Source organism: Nonomuraea sp. NPDC049607, from assembly GCF_040675375.1.
GTDB lineage: Bacteria > Actinomycetota > Actinomycetes > Streptosporangiales > Streptosporangiaceae > Nonomuraea.
Window position 1 is genome coordinate 69264 of the sequence record NZ_JBFAOV010000010.1, and the last position, 19161, is coordinate 88424.

Annotated in this window: 18 protein-coding genes and 1 riboswitch; all 18 genes read right to left on the bottom strand. The window is 71.6% G+C overall.

The features are described from left to right. Positions 1–2: 2 nt before the first annotated feature. The 18 genes from AB0J97_RS21205 to fmt all read right to left on the bottom strand — a co-directional run bounded on the left by AB0J97_RS21205 (position 3) and on the right by fmt (position 19161). Positions 3–557, bottom strand: a complete 555-nt coding sequence (locus tag AB0J97_RS21205; protein ID WP_357705364.1) for a nucleotidyltransferase family protein — start codon at positions 555–557, stop codon at positions 3–5. After that, positions 554–1645, bottom strand: coding sequence for an XdhC/CoxI family protein (locus AB0J97_RS21210; protein ID WP_357705363.1), 1092 nt, complete (start codon positions 1643–1645; stop codon positions 554–556). The genes AB0J97_RS21205 and AB0J97_RS21210 overlap by 4 nt, the downstream gene beginning before the upstream one ends. Beyond that, on the bottom strand, positions 1638–2711 hold the full coding sequence (locus tag AB0J97_RS21215; RefSeq protein WP_364091174.1) for a VWA domain-containing protein: 1074 nt from the start codon (positions 2709–2711) through the stop codon (positions 1638–1640). The genes AB0J97_RS21210 and AB0J97_RS21215 overlap by 8 nt, the downstream gene beginning before the upstream one ends. Further along, positions 2704–3570 (bottom strand): MoxR family ATPase, encoded by an 867-nt coding sequence (locus AB0J97_RS21220; RefSeq protein WP_357705361.1) that lies wholly within the window; start codon positions 3568–3570, stop codon positions 2704–2706. The genes AB0J97_RS21215 and AB0J97_RS21220 overlap by 8 nt, the downstream gene beginning before the upstream one ends. A 100-nt stretch (positions 3571–3670) precedes the next feature. Then, complete coding sequence (locus AB0J97_RS21225; RefSeq protein WP_364091177.1) at positions 3671–4129, bottom strand: PH domain-containing protein; 459 nt, start codon at positions 4127–4129, stop codon at positions 3671–3673. A 19-nt stretch (positions 4130–4148) separates the two neighbouring features. Continuing rightward, complete coding sequence (gene ribH / locus AB0J97_RS21230) at positions 4149–4616, bottom strand: 6,7-dimethyl-8-ribityllumazine synthase (RefSeq protein ID WP_357705359.1); 468 nt, start codon at positions 4614–4616, stop codon at positions 4149–4151. Further along, positions 4613–5866 (bottom strand): bifunctional 3,4-dihydroxy-2-butanone-4-phosphate synthase/GTP cyclohydrolase II, encoded by a 1254-nt coding sequence (locus tag AB0J97_RS21235; RefSeq protein ID WP_364091181.1) that lies wholly within the window; start codon positions 5864–5866, stop codon positions 4613–4615. Before AB0J97_RS21235 ends, ribH begins: the two co-directional genes overlap by 4 nt. Continuing rightward, positions 5863–6507: a nicotinamide mononucleotide transporter family protein gene (locus tag AB0J97_RS21240; protein WP_364091184.1), complete on the bottom strand. Its 645-nt coding sequence runs from the start codon at positions 6505–6507 to the stop codon at positions 5863–5865. The genes AB0J97_RS21235 and AB0J97_RS21240 overlap by 4 nt, the downstream gene beginning before the upstream one ends. Then, positions 6504–7094, bottom strand: coding sequence for a riboflavin synthase (locus AB0J97_RS21245; protein ID WP_364091187.1), 591 nt, complete (start codon positions 7092–7094; stop codon positions 6504–6506). Before AB0J97_RS21245 ends, AB0J97_RS21240 begins: the two co-directional genes overlap by 4 nt. Beyond that, entirely contained in the window at positions 7094–8266 is a 1173-nt protein-coding gene (ribD, locus tag AB0J97_RS21250) for a bifunctional diaminohydroxyphosphoribosylaminopyrimidine deaminase/5-amino-6-(5-phosphoribosylamino)uracil reductase RibD (RefSeq protein ID WP_357705355.1), read from the bottom strand. The genes AB0J97_RS21245 and ribD overlap by 1 nt, the downstream gene beginning before the upstream one ends. Positions 8267–8371: 105 nt before the next feature. Further along, a riboswitch (FMN riboswitch) is annotated at positions 8372–8502 on the bottom strand. Positions 8503–8579: 77 nt separating this feature from the next. Next, positions 8580–9389, bottom strand: coding sequence for an oxygenase MpaB family protein (locus AB0J97_RS21255; protein ID WP_357705354.1), 810 nt, complete (start codon positions 9387–9389; stop codon positions 8580–8582). A 95-nt stretch (positions 9390–9484) separates the two neighbouring features. Continuing rightward, the gene (locus tag AB0J97_RS21260; protein ID WP_357705353.1) at positions 9485–11194 is read right to left on the bottom strand and encodes an ABC transporter family substrate-binding protein; all 1710 of its coding nucleotides are present in this window, start codon (positions 11192–11194) and stop codon (positions 9485–9487) included. Continuing rightward, the gene (locus tag AB0J97_RS21265; RefSeq protein WP_357705352.1) at positions 11191–13260 is read right to left on the bottom strand and encodes an ABC transporter ATP-binding protein; all 2070 of its coding nucleotides are present in this window, start codon (positions 13258–13260) and stop codon (positions 11191–11193) included. The genes AB0J97_RS21260 and AB0J97_RS21265 overlap by 4 nt, the downstream gene beginning before the upstream one ends. Continuing rightward, positions 13257–14096, bottom strand: coding sequence for an ABC transporter permease (locus AB0J97_RS21270; RefSeq protein WP_357705351.1), 840 nt, complete (start codon positions 14094–14096; stop codon positions 13257–13259). Before AB0J97_RS21270 ends, AB0J97_RS21265 begins: the two co-directional genes overlap by 4 nt. Next, positions 14097–15074, bottom strand: a complete 978-nt coding sequence (locus AB0J97_RS21275; protein ID WP_357705350.1) for an ABC transporter permease — start codon at positions 15072–15074, stop codon at positions 14097–14099. Between the two features lie 939 nt (positions 15075–16013). Then, positions 16014–16667 (bottom strand): ribulose-phosphate 3-epimerase, encoded by a 654-nt coding sequence (gene rpe / locus AB0J97_RS21280; protein WP_357705349.1) that lies wholly within the window; start codon positions 16665–16667, stop codon positions 16014–16016. A gap of 120 nt (positions 16668–16787) precedes the next feature. Further along, positions 16788–18245: a transcription antitermination factor NusB gene (locus AB0J97_RS21285; protein WP_364091195.1), complete on the bottom strand. Its 1458-nt coding sequence runs from the start codon at positions 18243–18245 to the stop codon at positions 16788–16790. After that, positions 18232–19161: a methionyl-tRNA formyltransferase gene (gene fmt, locus AB0J97_RS21290; protein ID WP_357705348.1), complete on the bottom strand. Its 930-nt coding sequence runs from the start codon at positions 19159–19161 to the stop codon at positions 18232–18234. The genes AB0J97_RS21285 and fmt overlap by 14 nt, the downstream gene beginning before the upstream one ends.

Below are 19161 nucleotides of genomic sequence, written 5' to 3' on the forward strand. Positions count from 1 at the left end.
GTCTAGCGGTCTTTCAGCAGGTCCAGGTCCTGCGGCGTGTCGATGTCGGCCGGGTCGCCGTGCTCGTCGCAGGCGACCTCGGTGACCAGCTCGGGGTGCGCCTTCATGAACGCCCGCGCCCCCACGTCGCCCACCGCCAGCTCCGCCACCCCGGCGAAGTGCTCGCGGGCGATCAGCACCGGGTTCGCCCGCCGCCCGCCGTACGTGGCCACCGCCAGCCCGGCCCCCGACTCCGCCAGGGCCCGCACCGCGCCGGCCCGTACGAGGGGCTGGTCCACCAGCGCGACCACCACGGCCTCGGCCTCCGGCGGCAGCGCGGCCAGCCCGGTCCGCAGCGAGGAGCCCATGCCGGTGCGCCAGTCCGGGTTGCGCACGCTGACCGCCCCGCGCACCTGCGCCGTGGCCGCGCCGAGCACGACCACCACCGGATGGCAGCCGCCCTCCTCCAGCAGCCGCACCCCGCGGTCGACCAGCCGTTCGCCGCCGAACTCCACGAGCGCCTTGGGCGTGCCCAGCCGGGCGCCCTCCCCCGCGGCGAGCAGCAGCCCGGCGATCACGAGGACTCCCCGTGGATGCGCCCGCCGGTCTGCGACAGCGGCCGGCCCGAGCCGCCCCACCGGAGCTGGATCAGCTCGGCGGCGATCGACACGGCCGTCTCCTCCGGGGTGCGGGCGCCCAGGTCGAGGCCGATCGGCGATCTCAGCCGGGCCAGCTCGGCCTCGGTGAGCCCGGACTCGCGCAGGCGGGCCAGCCGGTCCTCGTGCGTACGGCGCGAACCCATGGCGCCGATGTAGCCCGCCCGCGTCCGCAGGGCCACCTCCAGCAGCGGGACGTCGAACTTGGGGTCGTGGGTCAGCACGCAGATCACCGTGCGCTCGTCCACCTGCACCGAGGCCAGGTAGTCGTGCGGCCACTTGACCACCACCTCGTCGGCCTCCGGGAAGCGCTTGGCGGTGGCGAAGACCGGCCGCGCGTCGCAGACGGTGACGTGGTAGCCGAGGAACTTGCCCACCCGGGCGACGGCCGCGGCGAAGTCGATCGCGCCGAACACCAGCATGCGCGGCGGCGGCGCGAACGACTGGACGAACACCGACAGGTCGTCCAGCCGCCGCTCGCCGCGGCCGCCGTAGTGCCTGATGCCGGTCAGGCCCTGGGCGAGCATGCCGCGGGCGTCGTCGTCCACGGCCTCGTCGAGGCGGTCGAGGCCCAGGGTGCCCGAGGAGCGGTCGGGCCAGACGATCCGGCGGGCGCCCATCGTGCCGGGCCCGGAGACGATCGTGGCGACGGCGACCGGGTGGTGGGCCTCGACCGACGCGGCGATCTCGCCCAGCTCGGGGAAGGTCTCGATGGAGACCGGCTCGACCAGGATGTCGATGATGCCGCCGCAGGTCAGGCCGACGGCGAAGGCGTCGTCGTCGCTGACCCCGTAGCGCTGCAGGACGGGCGTGTCGGCCTCGGAGGCCAGCTCGAAGACCGCGCCCTCGACGCATCCGCCGGACACGCTGCCCACCACCTCGTCACCGCGCACCGCCATCGCCGCCCCCGGCGGGCGCGGCGCGCTGCTGAACGTGCTCACCACGGTCGCCAGCCCGAACCTGAGCCCCGACCTCCACCACCGCATGATCTCCGGGAGCACGTCACGCATGGGCGAGCCTTTCGCTGAGTTCCTCGTAGGCGGCCAGACTGTGCCCGGCCACCAGGTCGTCCAGATACGGCAGGGCGGCCCGCATCCCCCCGGTCAGCGGCTGGTAGTCCTCATACCCCTTGTGTGGATTGACCCAGATGAGCCGGTACGCCTGCCGGGCCAGCCTGGCGAGCTGGGCGCCCAGCAGCGCGGGGTCACCCCGTTCCCAGCCGTCGGAGGCGATGACCACGATCGCCCCCCGGGCGCTGTGCCGGGTCAGGTATTCCTTGAACTCCTCACCGAGCCTGGTTCCTCCGCTCCAGTCGGGGATGGCCGCCGACACCTCGTTCAGCGCCGTGCCGGGGTCGCGGTGGCGCAGCCCGGCGGTGACCTCGGTGAGCCGGGTGCCGACCGAGTAGACCCTCGTGGCCCGCGGCTCGCTCCTGACCAGCGCGTGGGCGAAGCGCAGCAGGGTCTCGGCGTAGGGCGCCATCGAGCCGCTGACGTCCACGAACAGCACCACCCGCCGGGGCCTGGTCGTGTGCCGCCGGCGCCGGAGCCGGGCCACCTCGCCGGTCCGCAGCGCCTCGCGCACCGTGCGACGCCGGTCCAGCCCGCCCCGGTGCGCCTGCTTGAAACGGCGTGAGCGGCGCGCGGCCCGGCCGTTCCTGAGCAGGGCCAGCATGCGGTGCACCTCGGCCCGTTCGGCCTCGGTGAGCCGGGCCACGTCCCGGTGGCGCAGCACCTCGGCGCGGCTGGCCGTGGCCGGGGCCGTGCCGTCCTCGCCTTCTTCCGTGCCGCCGCCGTCGCCGGCCGCCAGGTGCCTGGTGACGCTGGTCGTCCCGGTACGGGCCGCCGTCGCCCGCCGCCCCCCGAAGTACGCGGCGAAGCAGCGGTCGTAGCGGGGCAGGTCGTCGGGCGTGGCGCACAGAGTGAGCCGGCCGGCCCAGTAGACCTCGTCCCGGTCCTCGACGTCGAGGTGGCCGAGGGCCTGGAACAGGCTCCGCGTACGTTCGTGGTCGGCGTCCACCCCGGCCGCGCGCAACGTCCTGACGAAGCCCGTCACGGTCCGGACCAGCTCATCCATGCGACAGCAGCCCGTTCCCCAGGACGGCGGCGACGTCCTCGCGGTACTTCAGGGCCGCGCCCAGCGTGGCGGCGGCCAGGTCGGGGTCGAGCTCCCTGGCCCCGAGCGTCAGCAGCGCCTCGGTCCAGTCGAGCGTCTCGGCCACGCCCGGCGGCTTGACCAGGTCCGCCCGCCGCAGCCGCTCGGCCGCCTTCGCGACCTGCAGGGCCAGCTCCTCGGTGCAGCCGGGCAGGCGGCGCAGCAGGATCGCGACCTCGCGGTCGAAGCTCGGGTGCTCCAGCCAGTGGTAGAGGCAGCGCCGCTTGAGCGCGTCGTGCACCTCGCGGGTGCGGTTGGAGGTCACCACGACCACCGGGGGCGTCTTCGCCCTGATCGTGCCCAGCTCGGGGATGGAGACGGTGAAGTCGGAGAGCACTTCGAGCAGGAACGCCTCGAACTCGTCGTCGGCCCGGTCGATCTCGTCCACCAGCAGCACGCTCGGCTGGGTCTCCACGGCCTTCAGCAGCGGACGGGCGATCAGGAAACGGCGGTCGTAGATCTCCCCCTCCAGCCGGGCGGCGTCGGTGATCCCGGCGGCCTCGGCGGCCTTGAGGTGGAGGAGCTGGCGGGCGAAGTCCCAGTCGTACAGGGCCTGGGACGCGTCGAGGCCCTCGTAGCACTGCAGCCGGATGAGCGGGGCCTTCAGCAGCGTCGCCAGGGTCTTGGCCAGCTCGGTCTTGCCGACGCCCGCCTCCCCTTCGAGGAACAGCGGGCGTCCCATCCGCAGCGCCAGGAAGGCGGCCGTGGCCAGCCCTCGGTCGGCCAGGTAGTCGTGCCGGTCGAGCAGCTCGGTGAGCTTGTCCGGCGACTCGATGTCCATTGCCCTGATTGTCCGCCGCAGCACGCCTTCAGGCTACGTCGCCACCCCGGTCCGGCGATATCGGCTCGCCTTCATCGCCGGGTTTCAGTCGCCGGGGGTTTCAGTCGCCGGACTCGGCCGCCTCGCCGCGTTCGCGGATCAGCGCGGCCAGCTCGGCCGTGGCCCGGCGGGCGCGGGCCTTCTCCGAGCCCTGGATGCCCATGGCGCCGATCGTCCGGCCGTCGGAGAAGTCGATCTTCGGCCACGGGTCGCCCACCAGCAGGGTCACGTCGATGACCTCGGGCCAGGTGTAGCGGTGGACGCGCAGGGCGTTGACGATCGTCAGGCCCTTCTCGTCGGCCTCCACCCGGACCCGGCCCAGCAGGTGGAGCACGTACGCCACCGCCAGGCCGAAGCCCACGATCGCCACCCGGTCGGGCAGCTTGAACGGGTCGGCGATGAAGATCGCCATGAGGACCGCCCCCGCCACGACCAGCGCGGCGAAGACATAGGGCACGACCCGGCCCCGGCTGGGACGCCAGGTCACGGGCAGGGGCGGCGGGGTAACGGGCTCGGGCACGAGGGAAACCTACCGCAGCTCAGTGGAGGTCCCTCAGGAGGAGTGCGGTCTCCAGGGCGGCCATGGCCGACTCGTAACCCTTGTCCTCCTTGCTGCCGGGCAGTCCGGAACGGTCGAGGGCCTGGTCCATCGTCTCGCAGGTGAGCACGCCGTTGCCGACGGGCGTCTCCTCGTCGAGCGAGACGCGGGTCAGCCCGCTGGTGACCGAGTCGCAGACGTAGTCGAAATGGGCGGTCTCGCCCTTGATGACCGCGCCGAGGGCGACCACCGCGTCACAGCGCCGGGCCAGGGCCTGCGCCACGACGGGGATCTCCAGCGAACCGGCCACGCGGACCACGGTCGCGGTGGCGCCGCTGTCGTCGCACGCCTGCACGGCCCGCGCCACGAGCTGGTCAGTGATCTTGGCGTGCCAGCTCGCCGCCACCACGCCCACGACCAGGCCGGCCGCGTCCACCACGGCCACGCCGGGACGGCCTTCTCCACTCATGACGCCTCCGAGATCTCGTGCGGGACGCTGGAGGAGATGTCGTGGCCGAGCCGGTCGCGCTTGGCCTCCAGGTACCGTTCGTTGTGCGGGTTCAGGGCCACGGGCATGGGCTCGCGGCCGAGCACCTTGATGCCGTAGCCGTCCATGCCCTTGAGCTTGGCCGGGTTGTTGGTGAGCAGCCGCACCGAGCGCACCCCGAGGTCGGCGAGGATCTGCCCGGCGTTGGAGAACTCGCGGGCGTCCACCGGCAGCCCCAGCTCGACGTTGGCGTCGACGGTGTCGCTGCCGTTGTCCTGGAGGCTGTAGGCCTTGAGCTTGGCCAGCAGGCCGATGCCCCGGCCCTCGTGGCCGCGCAGGTAGACGACGACGCCGCGGCCCTCCTGCGCGATGGCGCCCATGGCGTGGTCGAGCTGCACGCCGCAGTCGCAGCGCAGCGAGCCGAACACGTCGCCGGTCAGGCATTCGGAGTGGGCCCTGACCAGGATGTTCTCGCCGCCGCCGAGGTCGCCGTAGACGAGCGCGACGTGCTCGCCGCCGTCGAGGGCGCTGGCGTAGCCGTAGGCCCGCCACATGCCGTACGCGTTGGGCAGCCGGGTCTCGGCGACCCTGGTGACCATGCTCTCGGCCCGGCGGCGGTGGTCGACGAGCTGCTCGATGGAGACCAGCGCCAGGTCGTGCTCGTCGGCGAAGCGGCGCAGCTGGGGCAGCCTGGCCATGGTGCCGTCGTCGTTGACCACCTCGGCCAGCGCCCCCGCCGACGACAGCCCGGCGAGCCTGGCCAGGTCGACGGCCGCCTCGGTGTGGCCGCGCCGGGCCAGCACGCCGCCCTCGCGGTAGCGCAGCGGGAAGACGTGGCCGGGCCGGACCAGCTCGTTGGGCTCGGTGGCCGAGTCGGCGAGGGTGCGGATGGTCCTGGCGCGGTCGGCGGCGGAGATGCCGGTGGTGACGCCGTCACGGGCGTCCACGGTGACCGTGTACGCGGTGCGCAGGCGTTCGCGGTTCTGGGCCACCATGAGCGGCAGGCCGAGCCGGTCGAGCTCCTTGCCGTCCATGGCCACGCAGATCATGCCGCTGGTGTGCCGGATCAGGAACGTGCACAGCTCCGGCGTGGCCTTCTGGGCGGCGAAGATCAGGTCGCCCTCGTTCTCGCGGTTCTCGTCGTCCACGACCACGACGGGACGCCCCTGGCGGATGTCCTCGATGGCGCGCTCGATCGGATCCAGCTTGATGTCGTCCATGCCGTCGTTCATGCTGCTGCCACCAGTTCGGGACGGGCGGCGCGGTACTCGCGCAGCCACTTGGCGAAGCCCGTGAGGACCATGACGAAGAACACGCCGTAGACGGCGCCGGAGACGTAGAGGCCGGACTTGAACGCGACCGGCACGCCCACCAGGTCGACCAGCACCCAGACGACCCAGAAGTCGACCAGCGCCCGGCCCTGCGCCCAGGTGGCGACCGCGCCGCCGACGAAGATGTAGGCGTCGGAGGCCACCACGGCCACCGACGCGCCCGGGTACCACGACAGGTCGAACGCCTTGAACAGGATCGTCACCACCACGGTGCCCACCACGAGCGCCGCCAGCATCCGCCACCGCTCGCCGCCCGTGGCGGGCCGGACGGCCAGGGCCTGCTTCTGGGTGCCCTGCCGCCACTTCCACCACCCGTAGACGGCCAGCACGGCGAACAGGGCCTGCTTGAGCGCGTTGCCGGTGACGTGCGCGCTGATCGAGGCGAGGAACAACAACACCGAGCCGGTGAACTGCACCGGCCAGGTCCACATGGACTTGCGCATCGCGAACGCCACCGTGGCGAGGGCGAACACGTTGCCGATCAGGTCGGTCCACTTCACCGGCCGACCGAGGATGTCAATCGATGCGTCCACCCAGCTCATCGGGTGCCCACCAGCCTCTCCACATACTTGGCGATCACGTCGACCTCGATGTTCACCACGTCGCCCACCTGGCGGTCGCCCATGGTGGTCAGCTTCAGCGTGGTCGGGATGAGGCTCACGCCGAAGCTGTCGTCGTCAACCGTCGTGACGGTCAGGCTGATTCCGTCGATCGCGATCGAACCCTTCTCGGCCACGTACCGGCTGAGCGGGGCGGGGAGGGAGAAGCGCAGGTCGTCCCAGTTCTCGCCGGGGGCGCGGGACAGCAGGCGGGCGGTGCCGTCGACGTGACCCTGGACGATGTGGCCGCCGAGGCGCTGGTCGGCGCGTACGGACCGTTCGAGGTTGACCGCCGAGCCCGCGGTGAGGCCGCCGAGCGAGCTGCGGTCGAGCGACTCCCTGATGACGTCGACGGTGAACACGTCGTCCTTGACCTCGACGACCGTCAGGCACACGCCGTTGACGGCGATCGAGTCCCCGTGGGCGGCGTCGAAGGTGACGAGCGGGCCGTGGACGGACAGCCGGGCGCCGCCGCCCGCCGGCTCGATGGCGACGACTTCGCCCTTCTCCTCGATGATTCCGGTGAACATCACTTCTCCCTGCCTTGATGCGGAGCGGGCCGCGCGGTCAGCCGCAGATCCGGCCCGATGGGGGAAAACTCGTCGAAGGTGAGGCGGTGGACGCCACTGATCGTGGCGACGCCCGCCGGGCCGAGCGCGGCCCTGCCCTCGCCGAGGAGGGCGGGGGCGAGGTAGGCGTACACGCGGTCGATCAGGCCCTGGCGCAGGAACGCGCCGGCGAGGGTGGGCCCGCCTTCCAGGAACACACTGACCACCTCGCGGGCGGCCAGCTCGCGTAGGAGGGCGTGCAGGTCCAGGCCGCCTCCCGGCTCGTGGCGGGGCAGGCGCAGCAAGCCGGCCTTGAGCCCGGTGCCGGCGTCGTCGGCCACGGCGACCAGCGTGGGGGCCTCGTCGTCGAGGACGCGGGCCGTGGGCGGCGTGCGGCCCTCGGTGTCCACGACGACCCGCAGGGGGGGCCGGGCGCCCAGCGGCCGGCCGGCCAGCGGCGGGCTCCCCGCCAGCAGCGCCCCCGCGTCGCCCTCCTCGGCGTCGTGCGCGGGTTCGGGGAGGCGGACGGTGAGGTGGGGGTCGTCGGCGAGCACGGTGCCGACGCCGGCCACGATCGCGTCTGAGGCGGCGCGCAACCGGTGGACGTCGGCCCGCGCCTGCGGGGAGGTGATCCACTGGCTGGTGCCGTCGGCGGCGGCCGACCTGCCGTCGAGGGTCGCGGCGAACTTCCAGGTCACGTGGGGCCTGCCGAGCCGGGCGTAGGTGAGCCATTCCTCGTTGACCCGCTCGGCCGCCTCGCTCAGCACGCCCCGCGTCACACTCACCCCGGCCTCGCGCAGCCGGGCCGCGCCGCCGGCAGCCTTCGGGTTGGGGTCGGCCACGGCGACGACCACGCGGGCCACGCCCGCGGCCAGCAGCGCCCGGCTGCACGGCCCGGTGCGGCCGGTGTGGTCGCAGGGCTCCAGCGTCACGTACGCCGTGCCGCCCCGCGCCCGCTCCCCCGCCTGGGCCAGCGCCACGACCTCGGCGTGCGGCCCGCCCGCGTACGCGTGGAAGCCCTCGCCCACGACCTGCCCGGCTGCCGACAGCACGACGCAGCCGACGACGGGGTTGGGGCTGGTGCCGCCGTGTCCGCGCGCGGCCAGCTCGACGGCGCGCGCCATGTGCGCGGCGTCGGCGGCTGAGATGTCCACCCGGGTCTCCTACTCGCCAGTAGCTTCAAGCCACGGCGGGCCCCGGGGGGTTTTCGGGCGCCTGCACGGCACCACGTCAGGAGCCCGGCTGGGACGCCGGACACCTCGCGCGCTTCCTCCCATCCGGACTTTAACCGTCGGTCCTGGAATTTCACCAGGTCAACCGGCCGATGGCATCGGCCGGGTCGCGGACTGTAACCGCCGGTTCGGACTTTCACCGACCCCGGAGCACGCTAGCTCTCTTCTTGTACCAGTTTGCCATGCCGCTTACGGAAAGCGCGACCGCCCCCGTGCTATTTGAACAAGCGCTCGCTCAGGCAGCCATCAGCTTGCGCGCCCGGCGGGCCGAGGGGGCATAGCGGACCTGCGCGGGGACCAGGCCGATGCCGGTGTGCAGGGCCCGCAACGTGGCCGAGGCCCACAGGTCGCCGACGGGCGTGGCGGGCAGGCCGTACAGGCGGCGGGCCCAGCGCGGCAGCGTGGCCAGGGCCAGCACGGTCAGCGCGGGCACCGCGGGCCGCAGCGCGGACAGCGCGCCGGGCAGCGGGGTGTGCAGCGACAACCGCAGCGGATGGGCGGCCTCGGGCACCAGCCGCAGCTCGGGACGCCGGGCGGCGATGTAGTCGCGCAGCTCGGCCACCGAACCCGGCACGTCGTCCCCGCTCAGGCCCACGACCTCGGCGGCGCGCCGCCACTCGGCGACGAAGCGGTCGGCGTCGGCGTCGGACAACCGCACGCCGGCGCGACGGGCGACCGTCAGGTAGGAGTCGACCTCGCCGACGTGCACCCAGCGCAGCGCCTCGGGGTCGTCCAGACGGTAGGTCTCGCCGGTCTCGGGATCATGGGCGGTCAGCCTGGCGTGGATCGCGCGCACCCGGCGGCCGGCCCGCTCGACCTCCGCGTGCGTGCCGTACGTGCGCACCCGGACGAACTCGCTGGTCCGCAGGAAGCGCGCCCACGCCTCCGCCGGGTCGAGCAGCGCCGAGTTCTGCAGCACGCCGCGCATCGCCCTGGGGTGCAGCCCCTGCATGAGCAGCGCGCGGAAACCGCCGACGAGCTGGATCGGCTCCCCCATCACCCGCCAGGTCACCGACTCGGGGCCGAAGATCCCATAGTCGTCCATAAGTGAACAGTTACCCATATAGGCGGTGAAGCATGCCGAAAACCCCCGGCCGAGAACGGCCGGGGGTTTCGTGAGGCTGTCGTGCGGTACGGAGATCAGCCGGTGAAGCCGATCGCCGTGTAGTCGGCGGCCTGGTAGCCGAAGGCGCCGTAGTTGGCCAGCGTCTTCTTGGTGGCCTGGATGTCAGGACGCTGGTACAGCGGGATGGTGTGCACCTGGTCCCAGATCAGCTTGTCGGCGGCGTTGGCCAGCTCGGCGGACTTGGTCGGGTCCATCTCGCCGACCGCGGCGTCGATCGCGGCGTCCAGCGCCGGGTCGCTGCCCTTGGGGAAGTTGGACTCGGAGCCCGACTTGTAGATCTGCGGCAGGGAGCCCATCGGCAGCGGCGTGCCGATCCAGGAGAACGGCACCAGGTCGAAGTCGCCCTTGATGATGAAGTCGGTGAAGAACTTGTCATCGGGGACCGGGCGGATCGTCAGCTTGATCCCGGCCTCCTTGAGCATCGCCTGGGTGAGCTCACCCTCGGTCTTGGCGTACGGCAGGCCCGCCGGGACGACGAAGTTCAGCGAGAACTCCTTGCCGTCCTTCTTGCGGACGTCGCCCTCCTGCTTCCAGCCGGCCGCGTCGAGCAGCTCCTTGGCCTTGGGCAGGTTGTACTTGCCCAGGTCGCCGGAGTTGTCGACGTACGCCTTGTGGTTGTTCATGAAGACGTGGTTGCCCAGCGTCTGCAGCGGCCAGTCCATGTCCTTGAGGTCGGACTGCGTGATCACGTCGCGGTTGATCGCGTACGCGACGGCCTGGCGGACCGACTTGTCCTTCAGGAACTCGCTCTGGTTGTTGACGGTGATGTGCCGCCAGTTCGGGCTGAGCGCCTTGCGGACGTCGACGTTCGGGACTTCCTTGGCCCGCTTGAGGTCGGCGGGGCTGCCCGGCGGGATCTCCACGGCGTCGAGCTCGCCGTTGGCGAAGGCGTTCACCTGCGCGGCGGGCGTCTCGATGGTACGGAAGATGACCTTGTCGAGCTTGGCCTTGCGGCCCCACCACTTGTCGTCGCGCACCACGGTGAGGGTCTTGGTGCCCTCGTTGATGCTCTCGACCTTGAAGGGCCCGGCGGTGACCGGGATCTTCTGCAGGTAGTCCTTCTCGTACTTCTCCGGGGTCTCCATGTGGGAGGCCGGGTAGAGGTGCGGCGAACGGGAGAACTGCCCCTGCCAGTCGGGGTAGTTCTTGGCGTACGTCACGATGGCGACCTTGTCGGAGTCACCCTTGGTGACCGACTCGATGCGGTCCCAGCCGTCGGTGGAGGCCGGCTTGAACTTCTTGTCCTTGCCGCTGTTGGCCTTCCACGCCGCCTCAAGGTCCTTCCAGGTGATCGGCGTGCCGTCCGACCACTGGGCCTTGTCGTTCAGCGTGTAGGTGACGACCTGCTTGCCCGACGACAGGTCCATCTTGACGTCGGTGAGGTAGTCGGGGTTGGCCTTGAAGTTGGCCTCGGAGTCGGCGACCATCAGCTGCGGCATCAGCGAGTCGAGCATGTCCGCCGTGTCGCGCTGGTTGCCGTCGACGTGGTTGCCGTTCCACTGGCTCGGCCACTGGCCGACCGAGAGGGTGAGCGTGCCGCCGTCCTTGACCTGCTCGTACGCGACGGGGTTGATCGAGATGCCCGGAGTCTCCGACATCTGCTGCTGAGCCTGCTGCGACTGCTCGGCGCTCGGCTTCTTGGCCTCGCCGCCACCACCGCCACAAGCCGCCGCGGCCATGGCGAGGACGGCGATTCCCGCCGCCGCCCGGTAACGAACCTTCACTTTTCCTCCTGATCGTCCGAGGCCGTGATGACCTCGACTTCCTCCGCGTAGTGGCAGGCGGCGCCGTGGTCGACGGCGTTCGCGAGCCGGGCAACCGAGGGCTCTTCGTCCACACAGCGCCCGCGTTCGGCCTCGGTGAGCAGGGCGAACTTGGGGCAGCGGGTGCGGAACCGGCAACCCGATGGCGGGTCGGCCGGGCTGGGCAGGTCACCTTCGAGCAGGATCCGCTTGCGTGTGCGTTCCATCTCGGGGTCGGGCAGCGGGATCGCTGACAGCAGCGCCTGCGTGTAGGGGTGGGCGGGGCGGTCGTAGACCTCCTCGACCGTGCCGATCTCGGCGATCCTGCCGAGGTACATGACCGCGACGCGGTCGGCCAGATGCCGGACCACGGCCAGGTCGTGCGCCACGAACAGGTACGACAACCCCAGGGTGTTCTTCAGCTGGTCCAGCAGGTTGATGACACCGGCCTGGATGGACACGTCGAGAGCCGAGACCGGCTCGTCCAGGACCAGCAGCTTGGGCTCCAGGGCCAGCGCGCGGGCGATGCCGATGCGCTGGCGCTGGCCGCCGGAGAAGCTCTGCGGGTAACGCTCGGCGTACTCCGGCGCCAGGCCCACCAGTTCGAGCAGCTCGGCGACCCGCTCCTTGACGTTCTTGCGCCCGTGGGCGCGCAGCGGCTCGGCGACGATGTCGCCGACCGGCATGCGCGGGTCGAGCGCCGCCATCGGGTCCTGGAAGACGATCTGCAGGTCGCCCCTGAGCGCCTTGCGCCCGGACGGGCCGAGCTTGGCGCTGTCCTGGCCGAGCACGACGATCCGGCCGCTCTGCGGCGGGGCGAGCTGCATGATCTGCTGCAGCGTCGTGGTCTTGCCGCAGCCCGACTCGCCGACCAGGGCCAGCGTCTCGCCCTCGGCGATGTCGAAGCTGATGCCGTCCACGGCGTGCACGGTGCCGACGCGGCGCTTGAACACCGCGCCCTTCATCAGCGGGTAGTGCCGGATGAGGTTGTCGAGCTCCAGCACGGTCGCGCGCTGCTCGCGCGGCACGCGGACCACCTCGCTGACCGGGATGACCGGGACCGGGAACACGTCCGCGCCGGTCAGGCCCTTGTACTCGATCTCGCGGGAGCGGATGCAGGCCACGTGCCTGCCGCCGCCGACGTCGGTGAGCGGCGGCTCCTCGTCGTCGCACGAGTCGATCTTCATCGGGCAGCGCGGCGCGAACGGGCAGCCCGGCGGCAGCGCCGCCGGGGAGGGCGGGTTGCCCTCGATCGGCACCAGCGGCCCCTCCTCGCCGTCGATCCTGGGGATCGAGGCGAGCAGCCCCATCGTGTACGGCATCCGCGGCCGGTAGTAGATGTCGTCGACGTTGCCCTGCTCGACCGGCTTGCCGGCGTACATGACCAGCACCCGGTCGGCCATGCCCGCGACGACGCCCAGGTCGTGCGTGATCATGACGATGCCGGCGCCCGTCTCGCGCTGGGCGGTCTTGAGCACCTCCAGCACCTGGGCCTGGATGGTCACGTCGAGCGCGGTGGTGGGCTCGTCGCAGATCAGCAGGTCGGGGTCGTTGGCGATGGCCATGGCGATCATCGCGCGCTGCCGCATGCCGCCGGAGAACTCGTGCGGGAACGCCTTGGCGCGCACGTCCGGGTGCGGGATGCCGACCAGGTCGAGCAGTTCGACGGCGCGCTTGGCGGCCTTGTCCTTGCCCAGCTTCTGGTGGACGCGCAGCGCCTCGGAGATCTGGTCGCCGATCGTGTAGACGGGCGTGAAGGCCGACAGCGGATCCTGGAAGATCATGCTCATCGACTTGCCGCGGACCTTGACCAGGTCCTCTTCCTTCATCCCGATCAGCTCCTGGCCGTGGAGCTTGACCGAGCCGCTGATCTGGGCGTTGCGCGGCAGCAGACCCATGATCGCCAGGGACGTCACGGACTTGCCCGAACCGGACTCGCCCACGATGCCCAGGACCTCGCCGCGGCCGACCTCGTAGCTGACGCCGCGGACGGCTTCGATGCCGCCGGGGAAGGTCACGGTGAGGTCTTGGACCTCCAGGATGCTCATGAGTTGCTCCCCGGGTCGAGTGCGTCGCGCAGGCCGTCTCCGATGAGGTTGATGCTCAGCACCAGCAGCACCAGGAGCCCGGCGGGGAAGGCGAACAGCCAGGGGTAGCCGGTGGCGTTGCGGGAGCCTTCGGCGATCAGCGTGCCGAGCGAGACGTCGGGCGGCTGGATGCCGAAGCCGAAGAAGGACAGCGCGGCCTCGCCGATGACCGCGCCGCTGACGTTCAGCGTGGCGTCGATGATCAGCAAGGAGGACAGGTTCGGCACGATGTGCCGGAAAATGATCTTCCAGCGGGGGATGCCCATGTAGACGGCCGCCTGCACGTACTCGCGCTCACGGAGCGAGAGCGTCATGCTGCGGACCACCCTGGAGGTGATCATCCAGGCGAACGCCGCCAGCAGGACCACGAACCAGAGCCAGGAGGCGCCGCGCAGGCGCGGCGAGGCGATCGCGATGATCAGGAAGCTGGGCAGGACGAGGAGCAGGTCCACGCCCCACATGAGGACGCGGTCCACCCAGCCGCCGAAGTACCCGGCGAAGGCGCCGACCACGGCGGCCAGGCCGGTCGAGATGAGCGCCACGAGCAGGCCGATGATGATCGACTTCTGCATGCCGCGCAGGGTGACGGCGTACATGTCCTGGCCGATCGTGGTGGTGCCCCACCAGTGGTCGGACGACGGCGCAGACAGGAAGGACAGGAAGTCCTTGTCCGTCCAGTCGTAGGCGCCGAAGAGGGGACCGATGTAGGCCAGCGCCACCAGCAGCACGAGGGCGATGAAGCCGTAGCGGGCCTGCCGGTTGCGCAGCATCCGCCCGAGAACAACCTTGGAACGCACTTAGCTCACCCTCACTCGTGGGTCGAGGGCCGCCACCAGCAGGTCCGACAGGAAGCCGGCGAACAGGACGCAGACGGAGGCGAACATGCTGACCGCGGCGACCGAGTTCACGTCGTTCTGGTTGATCGAGTCGACCAGCCAGGCGCCCATGCCGTTCCAGGCGAAGATCTTCTCGGTGAAGGTGGCGCCGGTGAGCATGGTCCCGAAGGCGAAGGCGAAGTACGTCGCCGCGGGGATCAGCGCGGTACGAAGCGCGTGCTTGATCAGGGCCGTCCTGCGCCGCAGGCCCTTGGCCATCGCCGTGCGGACGAAGTCCTGGCCGAGCACGTCGAGCATCATGTTGCGCTGGATGCGGCTGTAGAAGGCGATCGAGCCCAGGCTGAGCGAGATGGTCGGCAGGATCAGGTGGTTCAGCCGGTTGGTGAACTGGTCCCAGCCGGACAGCTTGGGGTTGTACTCGCCGGTGAACTCGATCAGCGTGAAGCCGAGCCCTCGGTTGAGGTTGTAGGCGCTGATCGCCAGCAGCGTGGCCAGCACGAACACCGGCACCGCCATGATCACGAACGAGCCGACACCGATCACCCGGTCGGTGATCCGATATTGCTTGATCGCCGACAACGCGCCGAGCGCCACTCCCAGGACGAATCCCACGATCGTGCCGACCAGCAGCAGCCGGAGGCTGACGGAGATCCGCCGGCCCATCTCGTCGTTGACCGAACCGCCGTTCCAGGTCTTGCCGAAGTCCCCGGTGACGACGCCCTTGACCCAGGTTCCGTAGCGCTCCAGGACGGGCGTCTTGTCGTTGAGGTTGTAGGCGTCGAGCGTGGCGTCGATGACTTCCTCGGCGACAGGAGGCTGGCGGCCCTCGTACGCACCGCGAGGGTTCATGGTCGTCGCGGCGAGCATGTAGGCCAGGCTGGCCGCGATCGCGACCAGGATCAGATTGATCGCCAACCTGCGCAGCAGGTACTTGCCCATTACCCTCCGTTCGCACTGAACGAGGGCCCGGAAACCCCGGTAGGAGAAGACCCCCGCAATGGTAAAAGACCGTCTTACGCCGCGAAAAGTGATGACGCGGAACGGCGATCAAAACGCAGGATATCTAGCCAAACATCACAGTCAGCAATAGTTCGACATAACAGAAAGGTCACTTCGCATGGTGGTGCCCCGCCGGTGATCAAGGGTCGATAAGGGGATTGACCTGGGGAAACGCGAGCTATCAAGATCGGTAACGCGCGCTATCGGATCAGGCTATGTCACAGAATCCTGACAAAAAATAACCCAATCTCAAAGTGACGCACGTCATACTGATCAATAGGGTAGGGATTGAAATTTCGTGATGTCGCGGCTTTTGATCTCAGGTGGGCGGCCGAAGTGGATCGGTCTGAGGGCACGCTGCCGCCCGCCCCGGAGCCGTCCCCAGGACGATCGCCACGCGCTCACGCTCCGCTCACCACCCCGCGCCCGACGAACCGCCGGCCGCGCGGGGGCGTCCATCCACCGCGGCCGAACGCCCGTCCGCGACACCGAGGTCCTCCCACAGCGCCCCACGCCCGTAGGGAAGCGCCACACGCCCGCACGAAGCGGCAGGCCCGGTTCTCCCGACGGCCACCCGACCCGCGCCCCTGAAGCTGGGCCTCGCACCGCGTCCCGTAGACGCGTTACCGCACCTCGCCGAGCGCGCCCTTGATGCCACACCCCCAGGCCAGGCACGGCCCTGGTGCTGCACCGGGCCGGGCGCGGCTGTGGTGCCGCCGGGCCCGGCGCGGGTCTGGTGCCGACGTGCAGCACCCGTGGGGCGCTCTTGAAGGGACGGGGGCACCACGGGAGTGCGCGAGCACGCCCGTGGCGCGGAAGGGACGCACCCGTGGCGGGGGGACGCGCCGTGGCGGGGGGACGCGCCGTGGCGGGGGAAGGTCAGCGGGTGGCGGCGGCGCGCAGGGCGTCGATGGCGGCGACCGGGTCGTCGGCCCCGTAGACGGCGCTGCCGGCCACGAACACGTCGGCGCCCGCCTCGGCGCAGCGCTCGATCGTCTCGGCCGTCACGCCGCCGTCGACCTGGAGCCAGACCGACCCGCCGTGCCGCTCGATCATCGCCCGCGCCGCCCGCACCTTCGGCAGCACCATGTCGAGGAACTTCTGCCCCCCGAACCCCGGCTCCACCGTCATCAGCAGCAGCATGTCGACCTCGCCGAACAGCCCCTCGAACGGCTCCACGGCCGTGGCCGGGTTGAGCGCGAGCCCCGCCCGGGCGCCGAGCGACCGGATCTCGCGCAACGTCCGCACCGGCGCCTTGGACGCCTCCGCGTGGATGGTCACGCTGCCCGCCCCGGCCTCGGCGTACTGGGGGGCCCAGCGGTCGGGGTCGGCGATCATGAGATGGCAGTCGAGAGGGGTCTGCGTTGCCTTGCGGAGGGACTCGACCACGGGCAGCCCGAGGGTGAGATTGGGCACGAAGTGGTAGTCCATGACATCCACGTGCAGCCAGTCGGCGTTCGGCACGGCGGCGGCCTCGTCGGCCAGCCGCGCGAAGTCGGCGGCGAGGATGCTGGGCGAGATCTGTACGGCCATGATGCGCCAGTCTATTGAACCGCCCGATCCACCCCGAACGCCCCTCCCACGACGCCGCCCCGGAGGTTCAGGACCCCGGACGGCCCTCCCCCCTGCGCCATCGCGCGGGCGGCCCCGAGGTCAAAGGCGTTTGCGGAGGAGGGCGAGGAACATGGCGTCGGTGCCGTGGCGGTGCGGCCAGAACTGCGCGTGCGGGCCGTCGCCGAGCCCCTCGGCCTCCGGCAGGTAGTCGCGCGCGTCGAGCTGCTCCACGTCGCCCCTGCGGCCCATGACGTCACCGACCACGACGCGCGTCTCGGCCAGGTGCGGCGAGCACGTCACGTACGCCACCACGCCACCCGGACGCACGGCGTCGAGGGCCGTGCCGAGCAGCCGCCGCTGCAACGCGCCCAGCTCGGCGATGCTGGCCGGGTCGCGCCGCCACCGGGCCTCCGGACGCCGCCGCAGCGCGCCCAGCCCCGTGCAGGGGGCGTCGAGCATCACCCGGTCGAACACCCCGGGCCGCCAGGCGGGCTCGGTGCCGTCGGCGGTGACCACCGAGGCGGTCCTGGTGGTCTGCCAGACCAGCCGCGCCCGGTGGTACTGCACGTCGGCGGCCAGCACCCGGGCCCCGCCCGGGAACGCCACCCCGGCGCCGTCGAGACCGTCGCGGCGCTCGCCGTCGAGGCCCGCCAGGTCGCCGTAGGTGGCGACGGCGTCGAGCAGGCCCGCCTTGCCGCCCGGCCCGGCGCACATGTCGAGCCAGAGCTCGTCCTCGCCCTCCAGCGGCACCCGGGTCAGGGCCAGCGCCACGAGCTGGCTGGCTTCGTCCTGGACGGCCGCGCGCGTCTCGGCCACGGCCTCGATCTGCCCGGGATCGCCCTCGCGCAGGTAGGCCGCGTACGGCGAGTAGCGGCCGGGATCGGCCCCCGACTCGGCCAGCTCCGCCACCGAGCTGCGCCCCGGCCGCGCGACCAGGGTCACCAGCGGACGGACGTTGTCGGCGTCGAGCAGGTCGGCCAGCTCCCCGCCGCCGCCCAGCGCGTCGCGGAAGGCCGAGACGATCCACCGGGGATGTCCGTAGGCGACGGCCAGGTGGCCGACGGGGTCCTTCTCGGCGTCGGGCGCGACGATGGGGATCCAGTCCTCCAGCTCGCGTGAGCCGATCTTGCGCAGCACGGCGTTGACGAACTTGGCCGCGCCCTGGCCGATGCGCAGGCGGACGAGATCGACGGTGGTGCCGACGGCGGCGTGCGGCGGGACGCGCATGCGCAGGAGCTGGTGGGCCCCCAGCCGCAGGGCGTCGCGCACGGCCGGGTCGGGCGCCCGGTCGCTGCACATCTCGATGATGGCGTCGTAGGTGCCGAGGCCGCGCAGCGTGCCGTAGGCCAGCTCGGTGGCCAGCGCCGCGTCGCGCCCCCGGATGTCGCGCTCGCGCAGCAGGCGCGGCAGCAGCAGGTTGGCGTAGGCGTCGCGCTCGTCGACGGCCCGCAGCAGGTCGAAGGCGGCGTTGCGGGCGTGGTCGCGGGCGGGGCGGCGGGGACGGCCGGCGCCGCGGGGCTTGGTGCCCGTGGGGCCGCCCCGGTCACGCGAAGGCATCGTCACCCGCGATCCGGACGCCGCGCGCCCACTCGACCGCGCCCATCGCCCGCTTGCCCTGCGGCTGCACCTCGCCCAGCTCGACGGGGTCGGTGGCGGTGCCGACGAGCACGGCGCTCTTCGTGGCGACGATCCGGCCGGGCGCGAGCCGGTCGGCCTGGACGGCGACCTTGGCCGGGCCGAGCTTGACCCGCTGGCCCCTGAACTCGCTCCACGCCCCCGGAGCGGGGGTGCAGGCGCGGATCAGGCGGTCGACCCGCATGGCGGGCTTGGACCAGTCGACCCGCGCGTCGGTGACGTTGATCTTGGGCGCGGTGGTGACGCCGTCGAGCGGCTGGGGACGGGCCTCCAGCGCGCCGTCCTCGACGCCGTCGAGCGTGGCGGCCAGCAGGCCGGCGCCGGAGACCGACAGGCGTTCGAGGAGGGAGCCGCTGGTGTCGTGGGTCAGGATCTCCTCGGTGACGACCCCGTAGACCGGGCCCGCGTCGAGCTCCTTGACGATCTGGAACGTGGTCGCGCCGGTGATCTCGTCGCCGTGCAGCACCGCGTGCTGGACGGGCGCCGCGCCGCGCCAGGCGGGCAGCACCGAGAAGTGCAGGTTGATCCAGCCGTGGCGGGGCACGTCGAGCGCCGACTGCGGCAGCAGCGCGCCGTAGGCCACCACCGGGCAGCAGTCGGGCTCCAGCGCGCGCAGCGTGTCGAGGAAGGCGGGATCGCCGACCTTGGCCGGGCGCAGCACCTCGATGCCGGCCTCCTCCGCGAGCTCGGCCACCGGCGAGGGGTGGACCTTGCGCCCCCTCCCGGACTGGGCGTCGGGACGGGTGACGACGGCCACGACCTCGTGCCGCGGCGAGTCGATCAGCATGCGCAACGACGGCAGCGCCGTCTCGGGTGTGCCCGCGAAGACCAGCCGCAT